Consider the following 25,249-nt stretch of genomic DNA (forward strand, 5'->3'; position numbering starts at 1 on the left):
ACACCGTAATGACGATTATCCGACGAAGAAGTTACTCCCCTTTGCAGTTCGCAAATTAATGCAAAATGTGTCCGGTGTCAAACATTCAGAAACATTTTAGCGCATTAACCCGCCAGTGCCTGACGTTTGCCGAGTGCGCCGACAAAGGCCAGCAGCAGGCCGCGGCTGAGCGGTGTTTCGCTAAGTTGCTGAGCCTGTTGTGCAAAATCCACCGTATCGTCTTCGGCGAGGGATCCCAGCCACGAGAGATAAGTTTTCATCACCGCCAGACTGAATTCGGGATGGAACTGCGTGCTGATGGCATTCGGGCCGTAGCGCAGGATCTGATGCGGATCGTGCACTGTTTTCGCCAGCACCGTCGCGGTCGCAGGCGGCGTAATGACGGTTTGCAGGTGGATCAGATTGGCCGCGAACTGCGCCGGAAGTTGTGACACCAGCGGATCCAGATGCCCGGCTGGCGTCAGCGTGACCTCGTGCGTACCCACTTCAATGCCCTGGGGATGGTAATCCACTTCGCCGCCCAGCGCATACGCCATCAGCTGATGACCGTAGCAGGCACCGAACATCGGTAATTCCTGCAACATGCTCAGCCGTACCCAGTCCGCCGCGTCTTCGCTCCACGCCAGATGCTCGGTGACCATGCTGCGCGAACCGGTAATGATCGCCCCGCAATAATTTTCCGGCGGCAACGGGCGCTCACCCGCCTGTAAATCCACAATCACCACCTGCTGCGCATCGATATCGCCCTGACGGATAAACATCTGCGGAAAGTTATCGTGCGCCCGACGGATAGGTTCCGGCGCGTGGCCGGTCTGTAAAATCAACAGCGGTTTCTGGCTGGGTGCAATCATCTGTTACTCCCGAATGGAATGAATCATGAGGGCTGCTGGTCTGCCGGGAACACCACGCCGGTCTGACGGCGGATTTCCGTCAGCACTTTGGCGGTGATGCGCGAGACTTCCAGCCCCGGGTGCGCGACAAACTGGCTGTCGACCAGAATCGCAAAAGTTTCTGCTTCGTACAGCATGGTGTTGATGTGCTGAGGCTGGGTCAGATCCAGCTTCTGGCTGCCGCGTGGCGTCAGGCTGAGCGTCTGGCATTCAGACAGTTTTTCCATCTGCAGGGTGCCGTCCTCGCCCTGAATTTCACTGGGCAGCAGGGAGTCGCTGATTTTGGAGTGGTTGATCACCACTTCGAAATCACCGGCATACGACAAAATCACCGTCCCCTGACCATCAACGCCGCTTTCCAGCAAGGTCGCGGTGGCTTTGACCGACTCCGGTTCGCCAAACAGCGAAATGGCGCTGGCCAGACAGTAATAGCCGATATCCATGATTGAGCCGTTGGAAAACGCCGGATTAAAGGTGTTCGGGTTTTCACCGGCCAGATAGCGCGGATAACGTGAGGAATACTGGCAGTAATTCAGAATGGCTTTGCGCAATTTACCGATGCGGTTCAGCGCGCCTTTCATGTGCAGGAAATTCGGCAGATACGCGGTTTTGAAGGCTTCGAACAGCACAACGTTGTTCTCTTTCGCACAGGCGATCAGGCTTTCGGCTTCACGCAGGTTGGAGACCAGCGGCTTTTCGCAAATCACATGTTTTTTATGACGGAGGAACAACAGCGACTGCGGATAATGCAGGGAATTCGGGCTGGCAATATATACCGCATCAATCAGATCGGAGGCGGCCATCTCTTCGAGGGAATCAAAGTAATGCTCAACCGGATAATCCTCGCCGAGCTTTTTCGCGCCATCCAGCGTGCGGGAATAAATCGCGGTCAGCTTCATCTTACCGCTCTCGTGTGCGGCATCAATAAAACGCTGGGTGATCCAGTTAGTGCCGACGACTGCGAAGCGAATCATGTGAAATCCCTATAGTGAATTATTATTGGTACAACTTACCGAATATTTCCAGATGCGTCAGGTACATGCGCGTGTCGAATTCTAACTGATGATAGTCAGGCGTCATATGACAGCACAGGCTGTAGAAGGCTTTGTTGTGTTCTTTTTCTTTCAGGTGCGCGAGTTCATGCACCACGATCATTTTCAGAAACGCTTCCGGCGCGCTTTTAAACACCGTCGCCACGCGGATTTCCGCTTTGGCTTTCAGCTTGCCGCCCTGAATGCGGGATATCGCGGTATGCAGCCCCAGCGCGTGTTTCATCACGTGGATTTTATTGTCGTACGCCACTTTGCTTAACGGCGATGAACTGCGTAAAAACTGGTTTTTCAGGTCGAGCGTATACTGATAGAGCGACTTGTCGGTGGTCAGTTCGTGCGGCTCGGGATAGCGCGTCAGCAAGACTTTACCTAAACGTTCCTGGTCGATTAACTGTCGCACCTGAGCCTGAAGCGACTCCGGATAGCCTTGCAGATAGGTCAATTCAGGCATAACTGTTTGCTTTGTCTCTTATTGCCGGGGAAAAGATGCTGTACCGGTCAGCGCCATTTTTGTCACGATCGCGCGGATCCGGCAGATAAACCCCTTTTTAACTGAAAAAACGTTTTACTGATAGACCAAATTAAGGGATAAACAGCGCAAATTGAATATGAGGAGGGCCAATGAGCCAATTTGAAACCGAAACCGGTGGTCAGTTATTGCAACTGCGTCTGGAACGTTATCCGCTGGAAGAAGCGGCAACACAGTTGCAGGCATGGGAAGCGGCCGATGAATATCTGCTGCAAAACCTGAACACTGAGGCGCTCAACGGCCGTCCGCTGCTTATTTTCAACGATGCCTTTGGCACGCTGGCCTGCGCATTGCAGCCGCACAATCCGACCAGCATCAATGACTCCTTTATGAGTCAGCTGGCGATGCGCCATAACCTGCGCCTTAACGGGTTTGACGAAGACAGCGTGGCGGCGCAAAGCAGCCTGGTGCCGTTGCCAATCAATCCGGGTCTGGTGATCATCAAAGTGCCAAAAACGCTGGCGCTGCTGGAACAACAACTGCTGGCGCTGCGTGAAGTGGTGACGCCGGACACCCAGATTATCGCCGGCGCAAAAGCCCGTGATATTCATACCTCTACGCTGCAATTGTTCGAGAAAATCCTCGGGCCGACCAAAACCAGTCTGGCATGGAAAAAAGCCCGTCTGATCCATTGTGAAGCCACTTTGCCTGCGCAAACCGCCGGGCCGGTGATTGCAGAATGGGCGCTGGATGACAGTGAATTCCGTATCTCCAACCACGCCAACGTGTTCTCACGCGGCGGTCTGGACATCGGCGCTCGCTTCTTTATGCAGCATCTGCCGGAAGGTATCGAAGGGCGTATGGCGGATCTGGGCTGCGGTAACGGCGTGATCGGCATGACCGCGCTGGCGCTGAACCCGGATGCGGAAATGCTGTTCGTCGATGAATCGTATATGGCGGTAGAGTCGAGCCGTCTAAACGTCGAAAACAATTTGCCGCAGGATCTCAGCCGCTGTCATTTTGACGTGAACAATATGCTGGCCGGTGTTGAGCGCGAAACGCTGCACGCCGTGCTGTGTAACCCGCCGTTCCATCAGGGCACGGTGATCAGCGATGACACCGCGTGGCGCATGTTCTGCGACGCCAAACGTTGCCTGCAAACCGGCGGCGAACTGCGCATCGTCGGCAACCGCCATCTGGATTACTACCAGAAATTGCGTCGCCTGTTCGGCAACTGCACCACCATCGCCACCAACCAGAAATTCGTGATCCTGCGTGCCGTGAAAACCGCTGCGCATCACTGATCGCTGAATCGCTGACATGAAAAAGCCGCTTATCGCGGCTTTTTTTTCGGCTGGGGTTTCTGATGCCGTTTTCTAAATCTTCAGCGCCAGCCGGGTGCCCTGGTCGATAGCACGACGCGCATCCAGTTCGACGGCCACGTCGGCGCCGCCGATCAGATGCACGTTTTTTCCGGCTTCCTGCAATGGCTGATACAGCGCACGCTGCGGTTCCTGTCCGGCGCAGATAATCACGTTATCCACTGCCAGACACACCGGTTCGCCGTTCATGATCAGATGCAGACCCGCGTCATCGATACGTTCGTAACTGACGCCGCTTTGCATTTTCACACCACGCTGCAACAGGCTGGCGCGGTGGATCCAGCCGGTGGTTTTCCCCAGCCCTGCGCCGACTTTGGTGGTTTTGCGTTGCAGCAGCACGATGTCCCGTGCGGCGGGTTCAGGCTGTGGCCCGGTGGGCGCCAGACCGCCGCGATGCGTCAGGCTCTGGTCAATCCCCCATTCCTGACTGAAAGCCTGCGTGCTGAGGCTCGATGACGGGCCGTTGTGGATCAGGTATTCGGCGGTATCGAAACCGATGCCGCCCGCGCCGATAATCGCCACGCGCTGGCCGACCGGTTTTTTCTCGCGCAGCACCTCGAGATAGGTCAGCACGCACGGATGATCAATGCCCGCAATATCCGGCAGGCGCGGCGAAATACCACAGGCGAGGATCACGTCGTCATAGCCCGTTAACTGACTGGCGTTGACGGCTTCGCCCAGACGCAGCGTCACGCCCAGCAAAGTCAGCTGACGCGAGTAATAACGCAGCGTCTGATAAAACTCTTCTTTACCGGGGATCTGTTTGGCGACATTAAATTGCCCGCCGATTTCATTGTGTGCATCGAACAGTGTGACGTGATGTCCGCGGCTGGCGGCCGTGGTGGCAAAGGCCAGTCCGGCCGGGCCAGCGCCGACCACCGCCAGACGTTTGGTGATGTCCGCGCGGGTCACCGGTAACTGCGTTTCCCGGCAGGCGCGCGGGTTCACCAGACAGGAAGTGACTTCACCGGCAAATATCTGATCCAGACAGGCCTGATTACAGCCGATGCAGGTATTGATCTCATCAGCACGCCCCTGCGCGGCTTTTTCGACAAAGGCCGGATCGGCAAGGAACGGGCGCGCCATTGACACCATATCCGCACAGCCTTCGGCGAGGATTTTCTCCGCCACGTCAGGATCGTTAATGCGGTTGGTGGTGATCAGCGGAATGCCGACTTTGCCCATCAGTTTTTGCGTCACCCAGCTGAAGGCGGCGCGGGGCACCATGGTGGCGATGGTCGGAATGCGCGCTTCATGCCAGCCAATCCCGGTGTTGATAATGTTCGCCCCCGCCTGTTCGATGCGTTGCGCCAGAATTTCGACTTCCTGCCAGTCCGAGCCTTCTTCGACCAGATCCAGCATGGATAAACGATAAATGATGATGAATTCCCGGCCACAGGTTTCACGTACGCGGCGTACGGCCTCGGTGGCGAAGCGCATGCGGTTATCCGCTGAACCGCCCCAGCGGTCGGTGCGCTGGTTGGTGCGTGCGGTGAGAAACTGGTTAATCAGATAACCTTCGGAACCCATGATTTCCACGCCGTCGTAATCCGACTCTTTGGCAAGCTGCGCGCAGCGGGCGAAATCCGCCAGTGTGGAGTCGATTTCCTCTTCAGTCAGCGCGTGTGGCGTAAAACGGTTGATCGGTGCCTGCAGGGCAGAGGGCGCGACGGGGTGGGGCTGATAGCTGTAACGCCCTGCGTGAAGGATCTGCAAGGCGATTTTGCCGCCCGCGGCATGTACCGCGTCAGTCACCACGCGATGATGAGTGATGTGCTCCTGTTCGGCGAGGATTGACCCGCCCTGATACACCACGCCCTGCGCGTTCGGTGAAATGCCTCCCGTGACAATCAGCCCGACGCCCGCAGCGGCGCGTTCGGCATAGAAGGCCGCCAGACGTTCAGGCCCGTCCTCGCGTTCCTCAAGACCGGTGTGCATTGATCCCATCAGCACGCGGTTTTTCAGTTGGGTAAAACCTAAATCCAGCGGCGCCAGCAGGTGCGGATAAAACAGCGAAGCGCGATCAGTCATGGAATTCTCTTAAGTGGTCGGAGGAGATGAATTCAATTTAGCCGCTGGCAGGACAATTGGAAAGTCAGCGTGCAATGACTGTGATATGTATCACTCCGCGCCGATCGCTGAGGGTTAATTAACTATTCCGCATATTATTAATCAGAGTTATTTAATTAAATCGGGTTATTTTTGCGAGGTTCAAACGGCACAACATAGCAGATAAAAACATTATTTCTTTGTTTTTACACAATATTGATTGTTCGCAGGTTGTTTATTTTTAACAATTTTTTACCGGACAGTGCCGGTTAGGATTATTTTTATAAAAGCATATCGAATCGATTCAGTTCGGGTTAGAGCTGGACTAGGCTGGAGCTGCTTCACCCTAAAAATTCATTCCTAACCTGGATATATACTATGAATCTTATTGACCATACAGCCTGCCGCCCGTTTACCGAAGCCGGGCATTTGTCCCAAATTGCAGCCTATTATGAAGAAGGGCGTAATGTCATGTGGATGATGCTCAGGTCTTATCCACGTCCGTGTTTCAATCAGGAACTTATCGAAGACATTATGACGCTGACCTATGCCGCCAAAGCATCGGGATTGCGTTTTGACTTTTGGGTCACCGGCTCCCTGGTGCCCAATATGTACAATGTCGGCGGGGATTTGAGTTTCTTCGTGGACTCTATCGTCAACAACAAACGCGAGGCGTTACGTGCTTACGCCCGATCCTGTGTGGACTGCGTTCACGCCGCCGCACGCGGGTTTGATGTGGGCGCGATCAGTTTGTCGATGATTGAAGGTACGGCGCTCGGTGGCGGGTTTGAGGCGGCTCTGGCGCACCATTATGTGCTGGCGCAGAACACCGCGCGGATGGGTTTCCCTGAAATCGCCTTTAACCTGTTCCCCGGTATGGGCGGGTATTCGCTGGTTTCCCGCAAGGCGGGCATGAAGCTGGCGGAGGAACTGATCTCTACCGGCGAGTCACACACGGCGGAATGGTTTGAAAGCCGCGGGCTGGTGGATGTGCTGTTCCAGCCGGGGGAAGCGTTCAACGCGACCCGTACCTTTATGGATGTCCTGCGGCCCAAACTCAACGGCATACGGGCGATGATCCGCGCACGTCAGCGTGTGCTGCAACTGTCACGTTCAGAACTGATGGATATTACGGAGGACTGGGTGGATGCGGCGTTTACGCTGGAGGAGAAAGATCTGAGTTATATGGAGCGTCTGGTCATGCTGCAAAACCGGCATACGGCATCATTGCGTAAAACCGGCTAGCAGCAGGCAGAAACAGCCCGTCACTGGCGCTATTTCTGTTTTGCTTTATGTTTAAACACATTGGGTGAAGCAACACTTTTTTCCTCAAGCCAGTGCTCCAGCTCAGCCGCGGGCATTGGCTTGGCGTAAAGAAATCCCTGTTTGCTGTCCACACCAATTTCGTCAATCAGTTTCTCTTCTTCCGCCGTTTCCACCCCTTCCGCCACCACGGTCAGTTGCAGGGTTTTTGCCACGGCCACGATCGCCCGCACCAGCGCCTGAGACACCGGATTGTCATTGATGCCGCGAATAAAACTTTGATCCAGCTTGATGCAGTCGAGGGGGATGCGCGCCAGTTGCGACAACGAGGAATAACCGGTGCCGAAATCATCCAGATGCACCTGCGCGCCAAGTTTATGCAGCTGATTGATCATGCTGACTGCGGAACCTTCATCTTCCACCAGACAACTTTCCGTCAGCTCAAAATCCAGCAGACAGCCTTTCATACCGGCTTTTTTCATCGCTTCCGACAGCGTGGTGATAAAGGATCCGTTATTGAGCTGCCGCCCGGAAAGATTCACTGCAACACGCAGGTTCAGCCCTTTCTTCTGCCATTCCGTTGCCTGACGGGTGGCGGTTTCAATCACCCATTTGCCGATCGGCGTGATCAGACCGGATTCTTCCGCATAGGGAATAAAACTTTGTGGCTGAATGAGGCCGCGTTCCGGCGAATTCCAGCGCAGCAATGCTTCGACACTTTGCACTGTGCCGTACAGCGAGACTTTCGGCTGATAGTGCAACACCAGCTGATCTTTCTCCACCAGCGCCTTACGCAGATGGGTATCTAACCACATGTATTCCGAGGCTTTCTCGTTCATGCCCGGCGAAAAAACGCAGTGGGCGTTTTTGCCTTTTTCCTTTGCCACATACATGGCGGTATCGGCATTCTGCAACAGCGTATCGCCGTCGGTGCCGTGTTCCGGGCAAATGGCGATACCGCCGGAACAGCCGGTATAGACTTCAATCAGTCCGATACGAAACGGCAGGCTCAGCCTGCGCAGCACCCGCCGGCTGAGTTCTTCCAGCGTGCTGAGATCAGCGTGGAGGCTAAGAATAATGAATTCATCGCCGCCCAGTCGCGCCAGTTTATCGTTCGGCGACAGACAATCCTGAATGGCATCGGAGACCGCGCGCAGCAGGTGATCGCCAAACATATGGCCGTAGGCGTCGTTCACCTTTTTGAAGTTATCCAGATCGAGATAGATCAGGCCGACCTTGCTTTCGCCGCGTTCAAGTAAGGCTTTCGCCAGCGATTCCTGTAAGGCATTACGGTTAGCAAAACCGGTGACCAGATCGGTGTTCGCCAGTACGCGTAAACGTTCCTGCGCCTTGCGCTCGTCGGTAATATCAGAACCCGAGCAGATCAGGTATTTTTGCTGTTTTCCGCTGCCGCTGTGCACGAATTTATTGCGAAACAGAAACAGCCGCTGGCCTTTGACGGTGTTGATCCAACGCTCAACTTCATAAGATTGCTGATGCTGAAAAAAACCATTGATGTTCTGACGCGAGGCCAGCCCTTCTTCCATCGACATGAATAAGTCATAGGCGCTGCGCCCGATGACATCTTCTTCACGCAGGCCGGTATATTCTTCGCTCAGGCGGTTAAAACGGTGGATTTTGCCCTCCTGATCGATAATCACGATCACGGAATTGGCTTCGGAAACTACCTGTTCCGCGAAGGTCAGGCCGACTTCAAGATCGTGCGCGACCGATTCCGTATCCTGATACGCAGATGCGGTACCCGCCCAGGCTTTGCTGTCGATTTTTCGCCCGACAAGGTACAGGCGAACGGGAGAACCGAATAAGGTGATATCCAGGGTAAAACTGGAGGTAATGCCGGTCAGTTGGCGGATTTTCCCGGCCTGCCACTGCGTCAGGGGGATAGCAACATTGACGACGCCTTTCTCTGCGGATAACTCCAGGGCATTGCTGTCTGAACCCAGTCGCCAATAAGGGCGGGGTGTACCAAAATGCAGGTACAAGATGGAGGCATCTTGAGAGTCGACCATGAATGTTTCTCCGCAAAGAACGCTATACGCCGCCAGTGTGGCGACATGGCGACAGTCAGCACAGACGGAGCTTACTCTGTTCAGCACACCCGCACCGCTCCGCAAGCGCGGATCAGGTCAGGAGGGCGTAACACATTGAATTTAAGGTTAGCAACTGTCGGTTATATATCCAGTCGCCAGACAGAAATTACTGCTCAGAACAGGCGGGCACCGTTGCCGGATGTCCGCCTGTGAGAGAAGGTTTGTGACTGTGTTCCGGGCCTGATTTCAGGCCCGGTGTATTATTTCAGCAGGAAGCTGCTTTGTTTCACATCCTGAGAATCTAACCCTACGAATACATTGAACTTTCCAGGTTCAGACGCCCATTTCAACTTGTCGTTGTAGAAACGTAAATCTTTTTCATTGATCGCAAATGTAACGATTTTCTCTTCGCCCGGTTGCAGATTGATTTTTTCGAAGTTCTTCAGCTCTTTCACCGGACGACTGATCGAAGCGGTCACATCCTGCAGGTACATCTGCACAATGGTCGCGCCGCTGACTTTACCGGTGTTTTTCACCGTTACGCTGGCGGTCAGCGGATGTTTCGCATCCATGGTGGAAGAGGACACACTCACGTCAGAGACGCTGAAGCTGGTGTAGCTCAGGCCATAGCCAAACGGGAACAGCGGACCGTTAGTGATATCGAAATAACGGGTGGTGTATTTATCCGGATGCTGCGCATTAAACGGACGACCGGTATTGAGCACGCTGTTATACAGCGGGATTTGCCCGACAGAGCGCGGGAAGGTCATTGGCAATTTGCCGGACGGGTTGTAATCGCCAAACAGGACATCGGCAATGGCATGGCCGCCTTCGGTGCCGCTGAACCAGGTTTCCAGCATGGCGTCAGAGATCTCATTCTCCCATGTCAGCGTCAGCGGACGGCCATTCATCAGCACGATCACCAGCGGTTTACCGGTGGCTTTCAGGGCTTTCAGCAGGTCACGCTGGCTCTGCGGAATGTTGATGTCAGAACGGCTGGAGGCTTCGTGTGCCATGCCCTGCGCTTCGCCCACTACCGCGACCACGACGTCAGATTTCTCCGCCGTTTTCACCGCTTCGTCGATCATTTCCTGCGGTTTACGCGGATCGTTGATCACTTGTTTGTCGTAAGAGTTGAGGAAATCCACCATTCCCTGATCGTTGGTGACGTTCGCGCCACGCGCATACAAGATAGTGCCCTGATCGCCGAGCACGTCTTTCATGCCCTGCAACACGGTCACGGCCTGTGCCGCTTTACCGGCTGCTGACCAGCTCCCCATCACGTCGCGTTTGCTGTCTGCAAGCGCGCCGATCACGGCAATGGTGCCTTTTTTCTGTAACGGCAATGTCTGGTTGCTATTTTTCAGCAGCACCAGCGAGGTCCGCGCCACTTCGCGGGCTTCCTGACGATGCAGACGGCTTTCAGCGTTGGTGTCTGCCGGGTCACTCGACTGCGGGCCTAAATGGCGATATTCATCGACAAACAGCCCCATGTCCCATTTCGCGGCCAGGACGTCACGCACGGCGCGGTCAATGTCTTGCTGGCTGACCAGACCGTCGGCGAGTAAACCTTTCAGGTACTTACCGTACATATTGTCGGCCATGTCCATATCGACACCGGCTTTCAGCGCCATGGCGGCCGCCTGACGATCGTCTTCGGCCACGCCGTGTTTGACCAGCCCGCCGATGGCGCCGTGGTCGCTGACGGTGAGGCCCTTGAACTGCCAGTCGTCGCGCAGGATATCTTTCAGCAGCCAGGTGTTTGAGGTGGCAGGAATGCCGTTCACGCTGTTCAGCGCCACCATCACCCCACCGGCACCGGCATCGACTGCTGCTTTATAAGGCGGCATGTAATCGTTGAACATGCGGGTCAGGCTCATGTCCACGGTGTTGTATTCGCGGCCACCTTCGACGGCACCGTACAGCGCATAGTGTTTGACGTTAGCCATCACGGCGTCCGGCGCAGACGGGTCTTTGCCCTGATAACCGGTAACCATTTCATGAGCGAGACGCGAGGTCAGGTAGGTATCTTCGCCAAAGCCTTCGGACACACGGCCCCAGCGCGGATCACGGGTGATATCCACCATCGGCGAGAAGGTCATGTTCAGACCATCAGCGGCGGTTTCCAGCGCAGAAATACGGGCGCTGGTGGCGACGGCTTGCATATCCCAGCTGGCGGCAAGGCCAAGGCTGATCGGGAAAATCGTGCGCTGGCCGTGGACCACGTCATAGGCATAGAAAGGAGGAATTTTCAGGCGGCTGTATTTCACTTCGTCCTGAAGACGACGTATATCGGGTTTGGTCACCGTGTTAAACACACCGCCGACTTTACCGGCGCGGATATCGGCCATGATGGCTTCTTTCGGATAATCCGTCCCCACAGTCACCAGATTCAGCTGACCGATTTTTTCATCGAGGGTCATTTTTTTCATCAGGTCGGCAATGAACGCATTGCGCTCTTTTACCTGATCCTGAGGGATACCCGTTGTTTCAACGGCAAATGTAGAAGCAGAACTTACCAGTAACACGAACGCGCCAAGCATGTGATGCGTATTCATCGGAATTCCTTCAGCCATAAGCAGGGGAGCCAAATCAGAGAAAATTCAGCAGCCTGAAGCAAACAAAGCAATGATCATTCTAAGAAAAACATAATGTGAGAATCTAATACGACCGTTCAACTATTAGCAATGAATAGTTTATGGCCTGCGCACAATATCTTTTTATCCTTCGGGACAGTCTGCAATTTACAGGTAATCCGCATGACAGATACAAGAAGACAGTCGATATGCCACGCAAATTTTTAAATTTAGGATTAGGTGATATACCGCTGAACAAATAAACATCAATGCGGCGGCAGGGAAAAGGACAGGCAATAAAAAAGGCAGAACGCATTGTTCTGCCCGGGCATAATTCGCAATAACCGTTCAGGTCATCGGATTAATAGTAGTAAGACATATCGGTCGGGGTTTTGCTCATCACGTCAAAGAAGACGTCTTTGGTGTTTGCCCAGAATTGCGCCACGGCGGCGGCATCGTAGCTCATGCCCATCAGGCTCATGACGAAGAAGCAGGTCACGGTCAGACCGACACCACTGCAAACGAAAGCCATGGTATTCCGGCTGGACTGGCGACACACAATATTCAGCTGGCTGGTGCAGAACATCAAAAAGGCGCTCAGCAGTTCCCAGCGCATCATTAAAATCCCGGCAGTTAATGTACCCATCGATAAAATCCTTACTCACTACAGCCGCTTGCGCGAAGCCACAATCAGCCGGAAGGCTGCGACAACGGGTTGGCACCGGGCTTTACTGAAGAAATGGTGAATTACAAAAATGTGATGATGGTCACATTATATCACCGGATTTTATTTTTGAGCGAAAAATGTTCGCTAATGAAAAATAGGCATAACACATCAACTTATTTCGCTGATGTGTTATGAAAAGTAGAAATATCACCGGGATTGTTGAAGGGAATTTACGCGCCGTACCCCATGACCTGTAACAGATGCTGCGCCTGCTGCACCGCTTCCTGACGGTGTGCGACGCCCAGTTTCTGATACAGATTTCGGATGTGCGTTTTGATGGTGGTGGAGGCCACGTCCAGCTCACCGGCAATCTGGTCATTGCTGTAACCGGAGTAGATCAGCCCCAGAACCTGCCATTCGCGCTGAGTCAGCGGGCTGGTGCGGATCAGTTCCGGCACCTGCGGATGGGTCAGCAGTTTGTTCACGAAGCCTTCGTCGAAATGGGCAAACTTATGGCGATGATGTTGGTTAATTTCGCGCAGAATTTGCTGGGCGCGACGCTGTTCCAGTTCCGGCAGCAGATTGAGCTGGATCAGCTGACGCAGCTGTTGCGCCATCATTTCGCCTTCAATGACGAAATGGCTGACAAAACCGGTGCGGTTCGCCAGCGTCAGGGCTTCAATCAGCACCCGCTGGGCATCACTTTTACGGCCGGTATGCCAGTACAGCAAATTGCTCAGCAGCAGGTTACGGTTGAGATCACTGGTCAGGCGCAACTGGCGGGCGTTCTGATTCAGTTCATCAAGCACCACTTCGGCTTCATCAAACTTCTCCAGCAAAATCTGCACGCGGGCAATATTGCGCCACTGGCCTTGCTGGAAATGGTTGTCGGCCATGTCGGGTTTGCGCGCCTGTTGCAGCCACTGCCGCGCCGCGGTTTTATCGCCGATCATCTGCCAGTAAATCACCCGCGGCTTGTCGGTATTGGTCAGCCAGTCGATATGATATTGACCGGTTTTCAGCAGCGTTTCGCAGCGTTGGAGATGATGATGGGCATTGTCGAGCTGACCCCGCGCCAGCGAGCATTTCGCCAGCATCGCCAGACACTGCAACTGCTGTTGCGGCTGGAAGTTAGTCAGCACGCTCAGCCCCTGACGGGCGGCTTCTTCGGCGTCATCAAGGCGCGACCACGACCACAGCAGTTGTGAACGCAGACGCAGTAAAAATTCGTGCATCGGCAACTGCTCAAGATGCTGTTCGCGCACCAGTTCAAAGGCGCGATCCTGCATCTCGAACGCGGCCTGCAAAAAGCCCTGTGCAATCAGGATTTCACTCTGCTGCAACAGCGCCCAGAGGGCGTAATGATAGGCCTCGTAGCGGCGGGCAATCTGTTCGGTTTGCTGCATCAGCGGCAGGGCGCGGGTCAGATCGCCTTTGCAGTGCTGGATTTCGCCGGTGACCGACGTCGCCACAATGCGGCTGTAATAACTTTCATACGGCAGATAACGCAGGGCGTCGGCGGCCAGTTTTTCCGCCTCATCCTGACGGCCATCGTTGATCGCCACCTGCGCGCGCAGGGCATCAAATTCTGCCGCCAGTTCCTGTTCCATGACGATATTGCGCTGCTGCATTTCGCTTTCCGCGCGCACCAGCAAGGCTTCCACTTCGGCATAACGGTGCTGACTTTGCGCCAGCCACGCCTGTAACAACACCAGTTTCGGGTTCTGGATCAGCCGGTCGTAAGGCAGCGCCGCCAGACACTCTTCCAGCAACGCCAGTTCGCTCTGATTGAACAACGACCAGGCATGTTGCAGCAGAATATCGCGCAGCATATTGGTGTCTTCCGCCCCCAGCGCGTGATGAATGGCTTCGGCCGGGAAGCCTTGCGCCAGCCAGCCTTCTGCCGCCGCGCGGTGAATGGCGGGCAGTTCGGTCGCCAGTTCCCACTGACAACGCTGGCGCAGGAAAGTGGCAAACAGCGGGTGGAAGTTAAACCATTCGCCGCTGTCATCCATCCGGTTGATGAATAATCCCTGACGCTCCAGTTCTTCCAGACGCTGCTGACCATTTTCGCTGCCGGTCAGGCGCACGATCAGCGCATCATTCATTGAGCGCAGCAGCGAGCAGCGCAGTAAAAAGTCACGGGTCGGCGCGTCAACGCGATTCAGCACTTCATCCACCAGATATTCCGACAGATGACTGGCATTGAGTCCGGCCAGTTTGCGCGCGGATTGCTGGGTCGAATGCTGTGAAGAGTGGGAGGACTGGCGTGCCGACAGGGCGATCAGCTGGAGCGCGGTGGCCCAGCCTGCGACTTCATCACAAAGGCGTCCGCTGTCTGCCTGATCAATCGGGTCTTTCAGCCGGTTATCGAAAAACTGCTGGGTTTCGGGATGGGTAAACGCCAGATGCGAGGCGTTGAGTTCCAGCAGTTGATCCCGCACACGCATATTGGCGATGCCCAGCGGCGGCAGGGTGCGCGAGAGCACCACCAGCGACAGGTTCTCCGGCTGGTGACGCAGGAAAAAACGCATGCCTTCATGAATGGCGTCATTGGAAATCAGATGATAATCGTCAATGACCAGCAACAGCGGGCTATGCCAGTCGGAAAGCTCGACAAAAAGCTGGGCAAACAGCGCCGGTAAACTGGCGTACTGATGCTTGAGGCTCAGCGCCTCGCTTTTCACGCAATGTCCGCCGCACGCCTGCTGTACCGCCGCAATCAGATAGCTGGCAAACCGCTCCGGCTGGTTGTCGCTTTCATCGAGAGAATACCAGCCGAGATCGCTTTTACCTGCTGCCCAGTGCGCCACCAGCGTCGTTTTGCCATAGCCTGCCGGACTGGCAACCAGGGTCAGACGATAATTGGGCGCAGTCGAGAGCTTCGCCAGAAGACGCTCGCGAACCACTGTATTTTGCTGCCGCACCGGGCGGCTCAATTTTGACGGGATCAGCATTTTTTTCGATTCTTTTGACAGAAAGACAGAAGGGGCGTTATTTATTTCACAGCGTGTAATTAATCACTTTTTCTAAAGTCCTCCTTTGAAACATTGATTGCAAGAATGTTACGTTTTTACATGCCGTTAAGTTGCTCTGCATCACACTTCTTAATACAAATTTTCAGGCATTCGCCCTGATGCCCCGTCTCCTCCGGCTACGCCCCGTTTCTCCTCCCTGCCTAATCTTTGGCGGGATGATGCTGCTCACCGACACACGCGTCAGCATAGTGATAATCAACATCAGACTTTCCCAACAAATTTTCGGATAAAGAGGCATGTGATGCAGGTGACTTTGGATAAGACACAGTTTTTAGCCGCGCTGAAACGCCAGTGGCAGGGGTTCGGTTTGCAACAGGCACAGGATATGACTCCGCATCAGTGGTGGCAGGCCACCAGTGCCGCATTATCCGAACAACTGAGCGCCCAGCCCGCGCCAGAAGCCACGAAACAGCCGCAGCGCCACGTTAACTACATTTCGATGGAATTCCTGATCGGGCGCCTGACCGCGAATAACCTGATTAATCTCGGCTGGTATGACACGGTCAGTCAGGCGCTGAAAGAACAGGGCGTCGAGCTGGCTGACGTGCTGGAGCAGGAAACCGATCCGGCGCTGGGGAATGGCGGATTAGGCCGTCTGGCGGCCTGTTTCCTCGATTCGATGGCCACCGTCGGGCAACCGGCGACCGGCTACGGCCTGAATTATCAGTACGGTTTATTCCGTCAGTCCTTCAGCGAAGGCAAACAGCAGGAAGCGCCGGATAACTGGCACCGCGAAAGCTATCCGTGGTTCCGCCACAACAGCGCGCTGTCCGTCGATGTCGCCTTTGGCGGCAAGCTGACGAAAAACGAAAAGGGCGAAGAACAGTGGCATCCGGCGTTCACCCTGCGCGGTGAAGCCTGGGATCTGCCGGTGGTCGGTTACCAAAACGGAGTCACCCAGCCGCTGCGTCTGTGGCAGGCCACCGACGTGCATCCGTTTGACCTGACGCTGTTTAACGACGGCGAATTCCTCAAAGCGGAGCAGAAAGGCATTGATGCCGCGAAGCTCACCAAAGTGCTGTATCCGAACGACAATCATGACGCCGGTAAACGCCTGCGCCTGATGCAGCAGTATTTCCAGTGCGCCTGTTCCGTCGGCGATATCCTGCGCCGTCATCATTTCCTCGGCCGCAAAATTGAAGATTTACCGAAATTCGAAGTCATCCAGCTCAACGACACGCACCCGACCATCGCCATTCCTGAACTGCTGCGTATTTTGCTCGACGAACACCAGCTGGAATGGGACGCCGCCTGGGCGATCACCAGCCAGACGTTTGCCTACACCAACCACACGCTGATGCCGGAAGCGCTGGAGTGCTGGGATGAAAAACTGGTGCGCAGCCTGCTGCCGCGCCATTTCTCGCTGATCAAAGCCATCAACGCCCGCTTCAAAAAAGTGGTCGACAAACAGTGGCCGGGCGACAAAGCAGTGTGGGAGAAACTGTCAGTTCACCAGAACAAACAGGTACGCATGGCCAATCTGTGCGTGGTCAGCGGTTTTGCGGTGAACGGTGTCGCGGCGCTGCATTCCGAGCTGGTGGTGAAGGATCTGTTCCCGGAATATCACCAGTTGTGGCCGAACAAATTCCATAACGTCACCAACGGCATTACGCCACGCCGCTGGCTGAAACAGTGCAACCCGGCGTTGTCTTCGCTGATTGACGACACGCTGAAAACCGAATGGGTGAACAATCTCGATGCGCTGAAAGGGCTGGAAAGTTCTGCGGAGAATAAAAAATTCCGTCAGCGTTATCAGGCGATTAAGCGCCAGAACAAAATCAAACTGGCCGGTTACGTCAAAAACGTCATGGGGCTGACGCTCAACCCGGACGCGATTTTCGACGTGCAGATCAAACGCCTGCACGAATACAAACGTCAGCATCTCAACCTGCTGCACATTTTGTCGCTGTACCGCCAGTTGCGCGATAACCCGGACATGGACATGGTGCCGCGCGTCTTCCTGTTCGGCGCGAAAGCCGCACCGGGTTATTACCTGGCGAAAAACATCATTTACGCCATCAACAAAGTGGCGGAAAAAGTGAATAACGATCCGCGGGTCCGCGACCGCATCAAAGTGGTGTTTATCCCGGATTACCGCGTGTCCGTGGCCGAACTGATGATCCCGGCGGCTGACGTGTCCGAGCAGATTTCGACTGCCGGTAAAGAAGCGTCCGGCACCGGCAACATGAAGCTGGCGCTGAACGGCGCGCTGACCGTCGGCACGCTCGACGGAGCGAACGTCGAGATCGCCGAAGAGGTCGGGGAAGACAACATCTTCATCTTCGGCAATACCGTCGATCAGGTAAAAGCCTTGCAGGCTAAAGGTTACGATCCGCTGAAAATCCGTAAGAAAGACAAGCATCTGGATAAGATCCTTAAAGAACTGGAAAACGGCTTCTTCAGCGATGGCGACAAGCAGGCGTTCAGCCTGATGCTCGACAGCCTGCTGGGCGGCGGCGATCCGTATCTGGTGCTGGCGGACTTTGCGGATTACTGCGCGGCGCAGCAGAAAGTGGACGTGCTGTATCGCGATCAGGATGAGTGGACGCGTAAAACAATCCTCAACACGGCCCGCGTAGGGATGTTCAGTTCCGACCGTTCGATCCGCGATTATCAGCAGCGGATCTGGCAGGCGAAGCGATAAGGAGTCCGCATGGAGAACAAAGCACTGGAACAGGCGGCCAGAGAGGCGGGGATTGCCTCAGGCTTCATTAACGCGCATGGCAAGCAGCAGGCGATTGCCCCTGAAACCAAGCGTGAACTGTTGTCGGCGATGGGCTGGGTGGCCGGTAAACGCCCGGCGGCCACGCCGGTCCCGGCGGTCAAAGTGTTCGTCACCGGCAGCCGTCTGGCATTGCCGGTCGGCGGGGAAGGCGAGTATGCCTGGACACTGAAACTGGAAAGCGGCACCACGCAGAGCGGGCGCATCAGCGGCAAAATGACGCTGGCGCTGCCGGGCAAAATCCCAACCGGTTATCACCAGCTGACGCTGAAGCAGGATGCACAGCAGTGGGATTGCCGGGTGATTGTCGCGCCGAAACGCTGTTACGAACCGGACGCCCTGCTGGCCGGTAAAAAACTGTGGGGCGCCTGCGTGCAGCTTTATACGCTGCGCTCGGAGAACAACTGGGGCATCGGCGATTTCGGCGATCTGAATCTGATGCTGAAAAACGTCGCCGAACGCGGTGGCGCGTTTGTCGGGCTGAACCCGATCCACGCGCTGTATCCGGCCAATCCGGTGGCGGCCAGCCCGTACAGTCCGTCGTCCCGCCGCTGGCTGAACGTGATTTATATCGACGTCAGCGCGGTGGAGGATTTTCGTCTCAGCGACGCGGCGCAACAGTGGTGGCATCAGCCGGTGACGCAACAGCGTTTGCAGGCCGTCCGCGCCAACGACTGGGTGGATTACGCCAGCGTCATGCCGCTGAAATTAGAAGGTCTGCGTCTGGCTTACGCGCATTTCCAGAGCCGTAAGGCGCAGGATCCGCAGGTGAAATCCCTGCGCCATTTCGTCAAACAGGGCGGTGAAAGTCTGTATTTACAGGCGGCGTTTGATGCGCTGTACGAGCATCTGGCGCAGGAGAGCGATGTGGCGCTGGGCTGGAACCGCTGGCCGGAAAAATACCATGATGCCCGCGGCCCGGCCGTGCGCGCTTTCTGCGAACAACATGCGCAGGACGTGGAGTTTTACCTGTGGCTGCAATGGCTGGCGGAAACCCAGTTTACGCAGTGCTATCACACCAGCCAGCAACACGAGATGCCGATGGGGCTGTATCGTGATCTGGCGGTTGGCGTGGTGCAGGGCGGGTCTGAAACCTGGGGCGACGGCGAACTCTATTGCCTGAAAGCCTCCGTTGGCGCACCGCCGGACATTCTCGGTCCGCTCGGCCAGAACTGGGATCTGCGTCCGATGGATCCGCACGTGATGGTCAGACGCGGCTATCAGCCGTTTATCGATCTTCTGCGTTCCAACATGACCAGTTGCGGGGCGTTGCGTATCGATCATGTGATGACCCTGCTGCGCCTGTGGTGGATCCCGGCCGGTGAAACGGCGGATAAAGGCGCCTATGTGCAATATCCGGTGGACGATCTGCTGGCGATCCTGGCGCTGGAAAGTCAGCGTCACCGCTGCATGGTGATCGGCGAGGATCTGGGCACCGTGCCGGTGGAAATCGTCAGTAAGCTGCGCGAAGGCGGCGTGTATTCCTATAAGGTGCTGTATTTCGAGCGCGATGAGGAAAACAACTTTCGTGCGCCGCAGTCGTATCCGGTGCAGGCGATGGCAACCATCACCACGCATGACCTGCCGACGCTGCGCGGTTACTGGCAAAGCGACGATCTGGCGCTGGGTAAAACGCTCGGTTTATACCGTGACGAAGCCGTTTTGCAGGAGCTGTACGCCGACCGCGCCCGTGCGCGTCAGGGGCTGCTCGACGGTTTACATCATTACGACTGCATCCCGAAGAAAACCGGACGCAAAGCGGCACTGATGGAAATGACCCCGGTACTGAACCGTGGCCTGCAACGTTACGTCGCCGACAGCGCCTGTGCCTTGCTCGGCCTGCAACCGGAAGACTGGCTGGACATGGACGCACCGGTCAACTTGCCCGGCACCAGCGACGAATACCCGAACTGGCGCCGTAAGTTGTCCCACACGCTCGAAGAGATGTTCGCTGACGAGCAGGTGAATAAGCTGATTAAAGACCTCGATAAACGCCGCCGGAAAGTGTCGGTAAGCTGAGGTTTAAAACAGAAGTGAAAAAGGGAGTGCTGCCGTGAGGGAGTGCTCCTTTTTTATTTGTGCTTATAAATCAACCAATAACAAAACCCGGATAAAGACTGCGGTCAGGCTTTCCGCAGCACTCCAAACTTTATCTTGCTTAGTTTTCATTGCACCTTAAAGTAATCACTAATGACATAATGTTTATTTTAAGGTGCAATATGAAACGTTCTCAATCTTTGCTGGTATCGGAAAATCTTTTGCAGCAACTCCGCGAAATGGGACGCTTGCTCGCTGAAAGCCGGATTGCACGAAAGATGACGCAATCCGAAGCAGCGGTGCGAGCCAACCTTGGCAGAAATACTGTCAGCAGGATTGAGAATGGAGATACAAGTGTCGCAATAGGACAAATTCTGCGTTATCTCGATGCCATTCGTCCGGGAGTAACTTTGGCCGACCTCTTATCAGGGGAAGACAACGTCGTACAGTCGATGAATGAGAAAATCAGACCTCAGCGCGCCCGTGCATTATCCGAGAGGGAACTTAAAGATTATGACTTCTGAAAGCACTTTTTTAATTCCGCGCTGACATTCATGGACTTGCATGAGATGGACTCACCGAAAAGCAGTTATGCGGATATGGCTGATGCCATGAGAATGCATCTGAACGCAAAGTTTCTTCAGCAGGATTTAACTGAGCTGTTTAAACGAATGATATTTAATATTTTAATTAACAACGACGATGATCATTTAAGAAATCATGGTTTTATTCTGATGGATGATCCCGCTCAGTTGGCAGTTTCTGAGTGTCAGGAACCCCCGCAATCTGTTTCTCTGGCATGGCGTCTCAGCCCTTTATATGACGTTGTTCCGCGCCCAAGTGGCACTTATTCTCGTCTTCTGCATTTAGGTGTGGGCCAGTTTGGCCGGGAAGCAACATTGATTAATGCGGTTTCCTGGTCTGAGCGTTTTGGCCTCAGCCGCCAGCTGGCGATCAATGAAATTGATTCAGTGTGGAAAGCGGTTCGCGAATGGCGTAATTGTTTCGAGGAATTTGCGGTAGGCGGGCAGGATATTGATTCGGTAAAAAGTGCCTTCAGGCATATTCGTGAAATCGGAGGAAAAGAGCTTGGGCTTTGCGATTAAGTCTTATAAATGATTGAGTTCATTATTAGAATTCAGAGGATGTAATAAAAAAAGGCGGCTTATTCAGCCGCCCAAGACACAGGGAATTGATCAAGTATTACAAAGCGCATTAGCCTTACCGTTAACCTTTCACACCGCCTGCCGTTAAGCCGCCGACCAGCCATCGTTGAGCAATCAGGAACACTGCCGTAATCGGGATAGCGGACAATATGGCGGCTGCCGCGAAATCGCCCCACAGGTAGTTTTGCGGGTTCAGATATTGCTGCATACCCACTGCCAGGGTGTAGCTGTTCACATCACGCAGCAGTAAAGACGCCACCGGCACTTCGGTGATGGCCGCGATAAACGACAGAATAAATACCACCGCCAGAATCGGCACGGACAGCGGCAGCAGCACCAGCCGGAACGCCTGCCACGGGCTGGCACCGTCCAGCGCGGCGGCTTCTTCCAGCGAACCGTCGATGGTTTCGAAATAGCCTTTGATGGTCCAGACGTGCAGGGCGATGCCGCCCATATAGGCGAAGATCACGCCGCCGTGGGTGTTCAGCCCGAGGAACGGCACGTACATGCCGAGGCGGTCGAACAGGGCGTATAACGCCACCAGCGACAGCACCGCCGGGAACATCTGGAAGATCAGCATCCCCTTGAGCAGCGAACTTTTGCCACGGAATTTCATGCGGGCAAAGGCGTAGGCGCAGGTGGTGGACAGCGCCACGATACCAACCGCAGTGATCCCGGCGATCTTGATCGAGTTCCACAGCCACAACATGACCGGGAACGGCGGCGGCGTGATGCTGCCGTCGCTGTTGGTGACCGCGATGCCGAGCGCCAGTTTCCAGTGATCCCACGACACCTGATCGGGGATCAGGCTGCCGGTGGCGAAGTTACCGGGGCGCAGCGAGATGGCGAAGACCATCAGCAGCGGGAACAGGATCAGCGCCAGAAAACACAGCAGTAAAAGATGCGTGACCAGCAATCTGACTTTCTGCGACTTAGGTTTAACCATGGGCATTGTCTGTTTCTCCTTAGTCGAATTTCATGCGTGAGGCTTTCAGGTTCACGACAGCCAGCGCACCTACCAGCAGGAAGATCAGCGTGGCAATCGCCGCCGCCAGCCCGAAGTCCTGTCCGCCGCCGCCTTCGAAGGCGATGCGGTAGGTGTAGCTGACCAGCAAATCGGTATGACCCGCAGGCGTGGTGGTGCCGAGCATGTCCGGGCCGCCGTTGGTCAGCAGCTGGATCAGCACGAAGTTATTAAAGTTAAACGCAAAGCTGGCGATCATCAGCGGGGTCAGCGGTTTGATCAATAGCGGCAGCGTGATGCGGAAGAAGTTCTGCATCGGCGTCGCGCCGTCCATGGCTGACGCTTCGTAAAGGTCGTCAGGAATGGCTTTCAGCAGGCCCATGCACAGGATCATCATGTACGGATAACCGAGCCAGGTGTTGACGATGATGATCATGCTTTTGGCAGTCCACGGGTCGCTGAACCACGCCGGTTTGATGCCAAACAGGGCGCTGAGCATCAGGTTGATCTCACCAAAGCTCTGGTTGAATAACCCTTTGAAAATCAGAATCGAAATGAACGCGGGAACGGCATACGGCAGGATCAGCAGGATGCGGTACGCCGCCTTGCCTTTCAGCTCCTCCCACTGCACGACGCAGGCCAGCACCATGCCGACGGCGACGGTGAGCACCACGGTCAGCAGCGCAAACACCACGGTCCAGACGAAAATCGACAGGAAGGGTTTCTGGATCCCTTCGTCATGCAATACGCGCAGGAAGTTGCCCCAGCCGATGCCGACGGTAAAGCCGGGGCTGAGTTTTTCAGCCTGCCATTCGCCCTGCGCATTTACGGCCTGATAAAAACCGCTGTCCATGTTCGGGCGGTAAAGGGTGCCGGTTTGTACGTTGGTCAGCTGTTTTTCATCTTCGCCGAGTTTGTACAGTGGCTGGGTGCCGGAGAACTGGCGCAGGGAACTCATGCGCAACGTTTCACCGTCGGGTAATTTTGCAGAGATCTGACCGAGCGCCAGACGGTTTTGTGTCACCACCCGCAGCCCGGCTTTTTCAGCCGACGGCGCGGTTTGCGGCAGCATCTCCAGCGTTTGCGGTGTCTGAGCATCGAAAGCAAAAGGCGGAGAAACCAGCGTTTCGCTGTTATCCGGCGACGTCAGCGCCAGTTGCCATTTATCACCGGCAGACTTTTCACCAGCAGGGAAGAGCGCAAAATTCAGCGCCTTGCCGCCCTGGAATTCACGCCCCATCAGGACCGACTGTGCGCGCTCGAAAGTCAGCTGGTTGGTGCTGCTGTAATTAGTAAAGGCAATCGCGATGGTGCAGACCAACGGGAACAGCACAAACAACGACATCCCGGCCAGACCGGGGTAGACGTAGCGCCACGAATAGGCGCGGCGGTTGCCATAAATGTATAAGCCGACGCCGGAAAGGATCAGGGTCAGAACGGCAAAGAGGTATTCACCCTGCGCATACATCAGCACGATCAGATAACCGGTCAGGCAGGCGAGCAGGGCGATGATCAGCCACTTAAACGCATTGCTGAACGGCCGTTTTTTGGCTACTGGCATAGGGACAATCCTTGTAGTGGCGGTACGGAGCAGGTCGGCTCCGTACCGTTCATTGAGCTAAAACGCTGGCATTACTTGGTAATGCGGGTTTCTACATCTTTCAGCGCCTGCGGCACCGTCTGACGGCCATTCACTGCGTTGATGATGGCGCTGCGTTCTGCGTACCAGAAGGCGCTCATCTGCGGGATGTTTGGCATGATTTCGCCGTTTTTCGAGTTCGCCATGGTTGCAGCGATACGCGGATCTTTTTCCAGCTGTTCCTGATAGGTTTTCAGCGCCACGGCACCCAGTGGTTTGTCCTTATTCACCACCTCCAGACCTTCGTCGGTGATCAGGTAGTTTTCCAGGAACTCTTTCGCCAGTTCTTTGTTCGGGCTGGCGGCGTTGATCCCGGCAGTCAGGACGCCGACGAACGGTTTAGACGGCTTGCCGTGGAAGCTTGGCAGCAGCGTTACGCCATAGTTGATTTTGCTCTTGTCGAGGTTTGACCACGCCCACGGACCGTCGATGGTCATGGCGGTCTGGCCTTTGTTGAAGGCGGCTTCGGCGATGGAATAATCGGTGTCGGCGTTAATGTGTTTGTTTTTCACCAGATCGATGATGAATTGCAGGCCAGCCTGTGAACCTGCGTTATTGACGCCGGTGTCTTTGATGTTGTATTTGCCGTTTTCATATTTGAAGGCATAACCGCCGTCAGCGGCAATGATTGGCCAGGTGAAGTACGGTTCCTGCAAGTTCCACATGATGGCGCTCTTGCCTTTGGCGCGCAGCTCTTTGTCCAGCGCCGGGATTTCTTCCCAGGTTTTTGGCGCTTCTTTAATGATGTCTTTGTTGTAAATCAGTGACAGCGCCTCAACCGCGACCGGATAGCCGATCAGCTTGCCGTTGAAGGTGACCGCATCCCAGGTGAACGGGAACAGTTTGTCTTTGAAAGTCTGATCCGGGCTGATTTCAGCCAGCAGGCCGGATTGTGCGTAGCCGCCAAAACGGTCATGCGCCCAGAAGATAATGTCAGGGCCGCCGCCGGTGGCTGCCACTTGCGGGTATTTTTCTTCCAGCTTGTCCGGATGTTCTACCGTGACTTTAATGCCGGTGTCTTTTTCGAATTTCTTACCGACTTCCGCCAGGCCGTTGTAGCCTTTGTCACCGTTGATCCAGATGACCAGCTTTCCTTCTTCTATTTTGGCGAACGCGGAAGATGACAGCACCAGCGTAGCCAGCGCTGAGAGTGCCAGTGTTTGTTTAACAATCTTTTTAATGCTGAGAGTCATAATCCAATCCTTTTTATTTCCTGTGAAGAGTCGGTTTTCTGTCGTCTGAGACGGGAAAAGACAGGGTACGACGCCAGTGTGGATTCAACCC

Annotated in this window: 17 protein-coding genes; 6 read left to right on the forward strand and 11 right to left on the reverse strand. The window is 55.1% G+C overall.

The features are described from left to right. Positions 1–104: 104 nt before the first annotated feature. The 3 genes from J9880_RS10395 to J9880_RS10405 are packed head-to-tail and all read right to left on the reverse strand — an operon-like array spanning position 105 to position 2,393. Positions 105–851 (reverse strand): glutamine amidotransferase, encoded by a 747-nt coding sequence (locus J9880_RS10395; RefSeq protein WP_195818037.1) that lies wholly within the window; start codon positions 849–851, stop codon positions 105–107. A 23-nt stretch (positions 852–874) separates the two neighbouring features. Next, entirely contained in the window at positions 875–1,864 is a 990-nt protein-coding gene (locus tag J9880_RS10400) for a Gfo/Idh/MocA family protein (RefSeq protein ID WP_119823354.1), read from the reverse strand. Positions 1,865–1,886: 22 nt separating this feature from the next. After that, positions 1,887–2,393, reverse strand: coding sequence for a M48 metallopeptidase family protein (locus tag J9880_RS10405; protein WP_013573860.1), 507 nt, complete (start codon positions 2,391–2,393; stop codon positions 1,887–1,889). Between the two features lie 170 nt (positions 2,394–2,563). Here J9880_RS10405 and rlmG point away from each other — a divergent pair, with 170 nt between their 5' ends. Continuing rightward, positions 2,564–3,715, forward strand: a complete 1,152-nt coding sequence (gene rlmG / locus J9880_RS10410) for a 23S rRNA (guanine(1835)-N(2))-methyltransferase RlmG (RefSeq protein ID WP_095923619.1) — start codon at positions 2,564–2,566, stop codon at positions 3,713–3,715. Between the two features lie 72 nt (positions 3,716–3,787). On the opposite strand, the gene J9880_RS10415 is transcribed toward rlmG, so the two are convergent. After that, on the reverse strand, positions 3,788–5,824 hold the full coding sequence (locus J9880_RS10415; protein ID WP_269812099.1) for an NADPH-dependent 2,4-dienoyl-CoA reductase: 2,037 nt from the start codon (positions 5,822–5,824) through the stop codon (positions 3,788–3,790). 396 nt (positions 5,825–6,220) lie between these two features. Here J9880_RS10415 and J9880_RS10420 point away from each other — a divergent pair, with 396 nt between their 5' ends. Beyond that, positions 6,221–7,087: a crotonase/enoyl-CoA hydratase family protein gene (locus J9880_RS10420; RefSeq protein WP_095923617.1), complete on the forward strand. Its 867-nt coding sequence runs from the start codon at positions 6,221–6,223 to the stop codon at positions 7,085–7,087. Positions 7,088–7,116: 29 nt separating this feature from the next. Here the strand turns inward: J9880_RS10420 and pdeR are convergent, their stop codons facing one another. The 4 genes from pdeR to malT form a co-directional block, all read right to left on the reverse strand. Next, a complete protein-coding gene (pdeR, locus tag J9880_RS10425) occupies positions 7,117–9,135 on the reverse strand; it encodes a cyclic di-GMP phosphodiesterase (RefSeq protein WP_095923616.1) in 2,019 nt (672 codons plus the stop codon). Positions 9,136–9,416: 281 nt separating this feature from the next. Then, positions 9,417–11,714: a beta-glucosidase BglX gene (gene bglX, locus J9880_RS10430; RefSeq protein ID WP_131693293.1), complete on the reverse strand. Its 2,298-nt coding sequence runs from the start codon at positions 11,712–11,714 to the stop codon at positions 9,417–9,419. Positions 11,715–12,093: 379 nt separating this feature from the next. Further along, positions 12,094–12,378 (reverse strand): YjcB family protein, encoded by a 285-nt coding sequence (locus tag J9880_RS10435; protein ID WP_095923614.1) that lies wholly within the window; start codon positions 12,376–12,378, stop codon positions 12,094–12,096. A gap of 251 nt (positions 12,379–12,629) precedes the next feature. Next, entirely contained in the window at positions 12,630–15,356 is a 2,727-nt protein-coding gene (gene malT / locus J9880_RS10440) for an HTH-type transcriptional regulator MalT (RefSeq protein ID WP_232770416.1), read from the reverse strand. A gap of 322 nt (positions 15,357–15,678) precedes the next feature. Between malT and malP the strand changes: the two genes are divergently transcribed. The 4 genes from malP to J9880_RS10460 all read left to right on the forward strand — a co-directional run bounded on the left by malP (position 15,679) and on the right by J9880_RS10460 (position 21,302). Continuing rightward, the gene (gene malP / locus J9880_RS10445; protein ID WP_232770417.1) at positions 15,679–18,081 is read left to right on the forward strand and encodes a maltodextrin phosphorylase; all 2,403 of its coding nucleotides are present in this window, start codon (positions 15,679–15,681) and stop codon (positions 18,079–18,081) included. Between the two features lie 9 nt (positions 18,082–18,090). Next, positions 18,091–20,178, forward strand: coding sequence for a 4-alpha-glucanotransferase (gene malQ, locus J9880_RS10450; protein ID WP_232770418.1), 2,088 nt, complete (start codon positions 18,091–18,093; stop codon positions 20,176–20,178). A 200-nt stretch (positions 20,179–20,378) separates the two neighbouring features. Then, positions 20,379–20,720, forward strand: coding sequence for a helix-turn-helix domain-containing protein (locus tag J9880_RS10455; protein WP_095923610.1), 342 nt, complete (start codon positions 20,379–20,381; stop codon positions 20,718–20,720). A gap of 45 nt (positions 20,721–20,765) precedes the next feature. Then, positions 20,766–21,302: a HipA domain-containing protein gene (locus J9880_RS10460; RefSeq protein ID WP_232770419.1), complete on the forward strand. Its 537-nt coding sequence runs from the start codon at positions 20,766–20,768 to the stop codon at positions 21,300–21,302. A gap of 121 nt (positions 21,303–21,423) precedes the next feature. On the opposite strand, the gene malG is transcribed toward J9880_RS10460, so the two are convergent. The 3 genes from malG to malE all read right to left on the reverse strand — a co-directional run bounded on the left by malG (position 21,424) and on the right by malE (position 25,158). Further along, complete coding sequence (gene malG, locus J9880_RS10465) at positions 21,424–22,314, reverse strand: maltose ABC transporter permease MalG (protein WP_095923608.1); 891 nt, start codon at positions 22,312–22,314, stop codon at positions 21,424–21,426. A 13-nt stretch (positions 22,315–22,327) separates the two neighbouring features. After that, on the reverse strand, positions 22,328–23,887 hold the full coding sequence (gene malF, locus J9880_RS10470) for a maltose ABC transporter permease MalF (RefSeq protein ID WP_119823333.1): 1,560 nt from the start codon (positions 23,885–23,887) through the stop codon (positions 22,328–22,330). Positions 23,888–23,958: 71 nt separating this feature from the next. Beyond that, complete coding sequence (gene malE, locus J9880_RS10475; RefSeq protein ID WP_232770420.1) at positions 23,959–25,158, reverse strand: maltose/maltodextrin ABC transporter substrate-binding protein MalE; 1,200 nt, start codon at positions 25,156–25,158, stop codon at positions 23,959–23,961. Positions 25,159–25,249: the final 91 nt, after the last annotated feature.

Origin of the sequence: Rahnella victoriana (assembly GCF_021276285.1) — a bacterium.
Taxonomy (GTDB): Bacteria; Pseudomonadota; Gammaproteobacteria; order Enterobacterales; family Enterobacteriaceae; genus Rahnella; species Rahnella victoriana.

What these genes read in the sequence shown, in the direction of transcription:
- J9880_RS10395 (WP_195818037.1), bottom strand. Translation starts at nt 851, where the DNA reads ATGATTGCACCCAGCCAGAAACCGCTGTTGATTTTACAGACCGGCCAC.
- J9880_RS10400 (WP_119823354.1), bottom strand. Translation starts at nt 1,864, where the DNA reads ATGATTCGCTTCGCAGTCGTCGGCACTAACTGGATCACCCAGCGTTTT.
- J9880_RS10405 (WP_013573860.1), bottom strand. Translation starts at nt 2,393, where the DNA reads ATGCCTGAATTGACCTATCTGCAAGGCTATCCGGAGTCGCTTCAGGCT.
- rlmG (WP_095923619.1), top strand. Translation starts at nt 2,564, where the DNA reads ATGAGCCAATTTGAAACCGAAACCGGTGGTCAGTTATTGCAACTGCGT.
- J9880_RS10415 (WP_269812099.1), bottom strand. Translation starts at nt 5,824, where the DNA reads ATGACTGATCGCGCTTCGCTGTTTTATCCGCACCTGCTGGCGCCGCTG.
- J9880_RS10420 (WP_095923617.1), top strand. Translation starts at nt 6,221, where the DNA reads ATGAATCTTATTGACCATACAGCCTGCCGCCCGTTTACCGAAGCCGGG.
- pdeR (WP_095923616.1), bottom strand. Translation starts at nt 9,135, where the DNA reads ATGGTCGACTCTCAAGATGCCTCCATCTTGTACCTGCATTTTGGTACA.
- bglX (WP_131693293.1), bottom strand. Translation starts at nt 11,714, where the DNA reads ATGAATACGCATCACATGCTTGGCGCGTTCGTGTTACTGGTAAGTTCT.
- J9880_RS10435 (WP_095923614.1), bottom strand. Translation starts at nt 12,378, where the DNA reads ATGGGTACATTAACTGCCGGGATTTTAATGATGCGCTGGGAACTGCTG.
- malT (WP_232770416.1), bottom strand. Translation starts at nt 15,356, where the DNA reads ATGCTGATCCCGTCAAAATTGAGCCGCCCGGTGCGGCAGCAAAATACA.
- malP (WP_232770417.1), top strand. Translation starts at nt 15,679, where the DNA reads ATGCAGGTGACTTTGGATAAGACACAGTTTTTAGCCGCGCTGAAACGC.
- malQ (WP_232770418.1), top strand. Translation starts at nt 18,091, where the DNA reads ATGGAGAACAAAGCACTGGAACAGGCGGCCAGAGAGGCGGGGATTGCC.
- J9880_RS10455 (WP_095923610.1), top strand. Translation starts at nt 20,379, where the DNA reads ATGAAACGTTCTCAATCTTTGCTGGTATCGGAAAATCTTTTGCAGCAA.
- J9880_RS10460 (WP_232770419.1), top strand. Translation starts at nt 20,766, where the DNA reads ATGGACTCACCGAAAAGCAGTTATGCGGATATGGCTGATGCCATGAGA.
- malG (WP_095923608.1), bottom strand. Translation starts at nt 22,314, where the DNA reads ATGCCCATGGTTAAACCTAAGTCGCAGAAAGTCAGATTGCTGGTCACG.
- malF (WP_119823333.1), bottom strand. Translation starts at nt 23,887, where the DNA reads ATGCCAGTAGCCAAAAAACGGCCGTTCAGCAATGCGTTTAAGTGGCTG.
- malE (WP_232770420.1), bottom strand. Translation starts at nt 25,158, where the DNA reads ATGACTCTCAGCATTAAAAAGATTGTTAAACAAACACTGGCACTCTCA.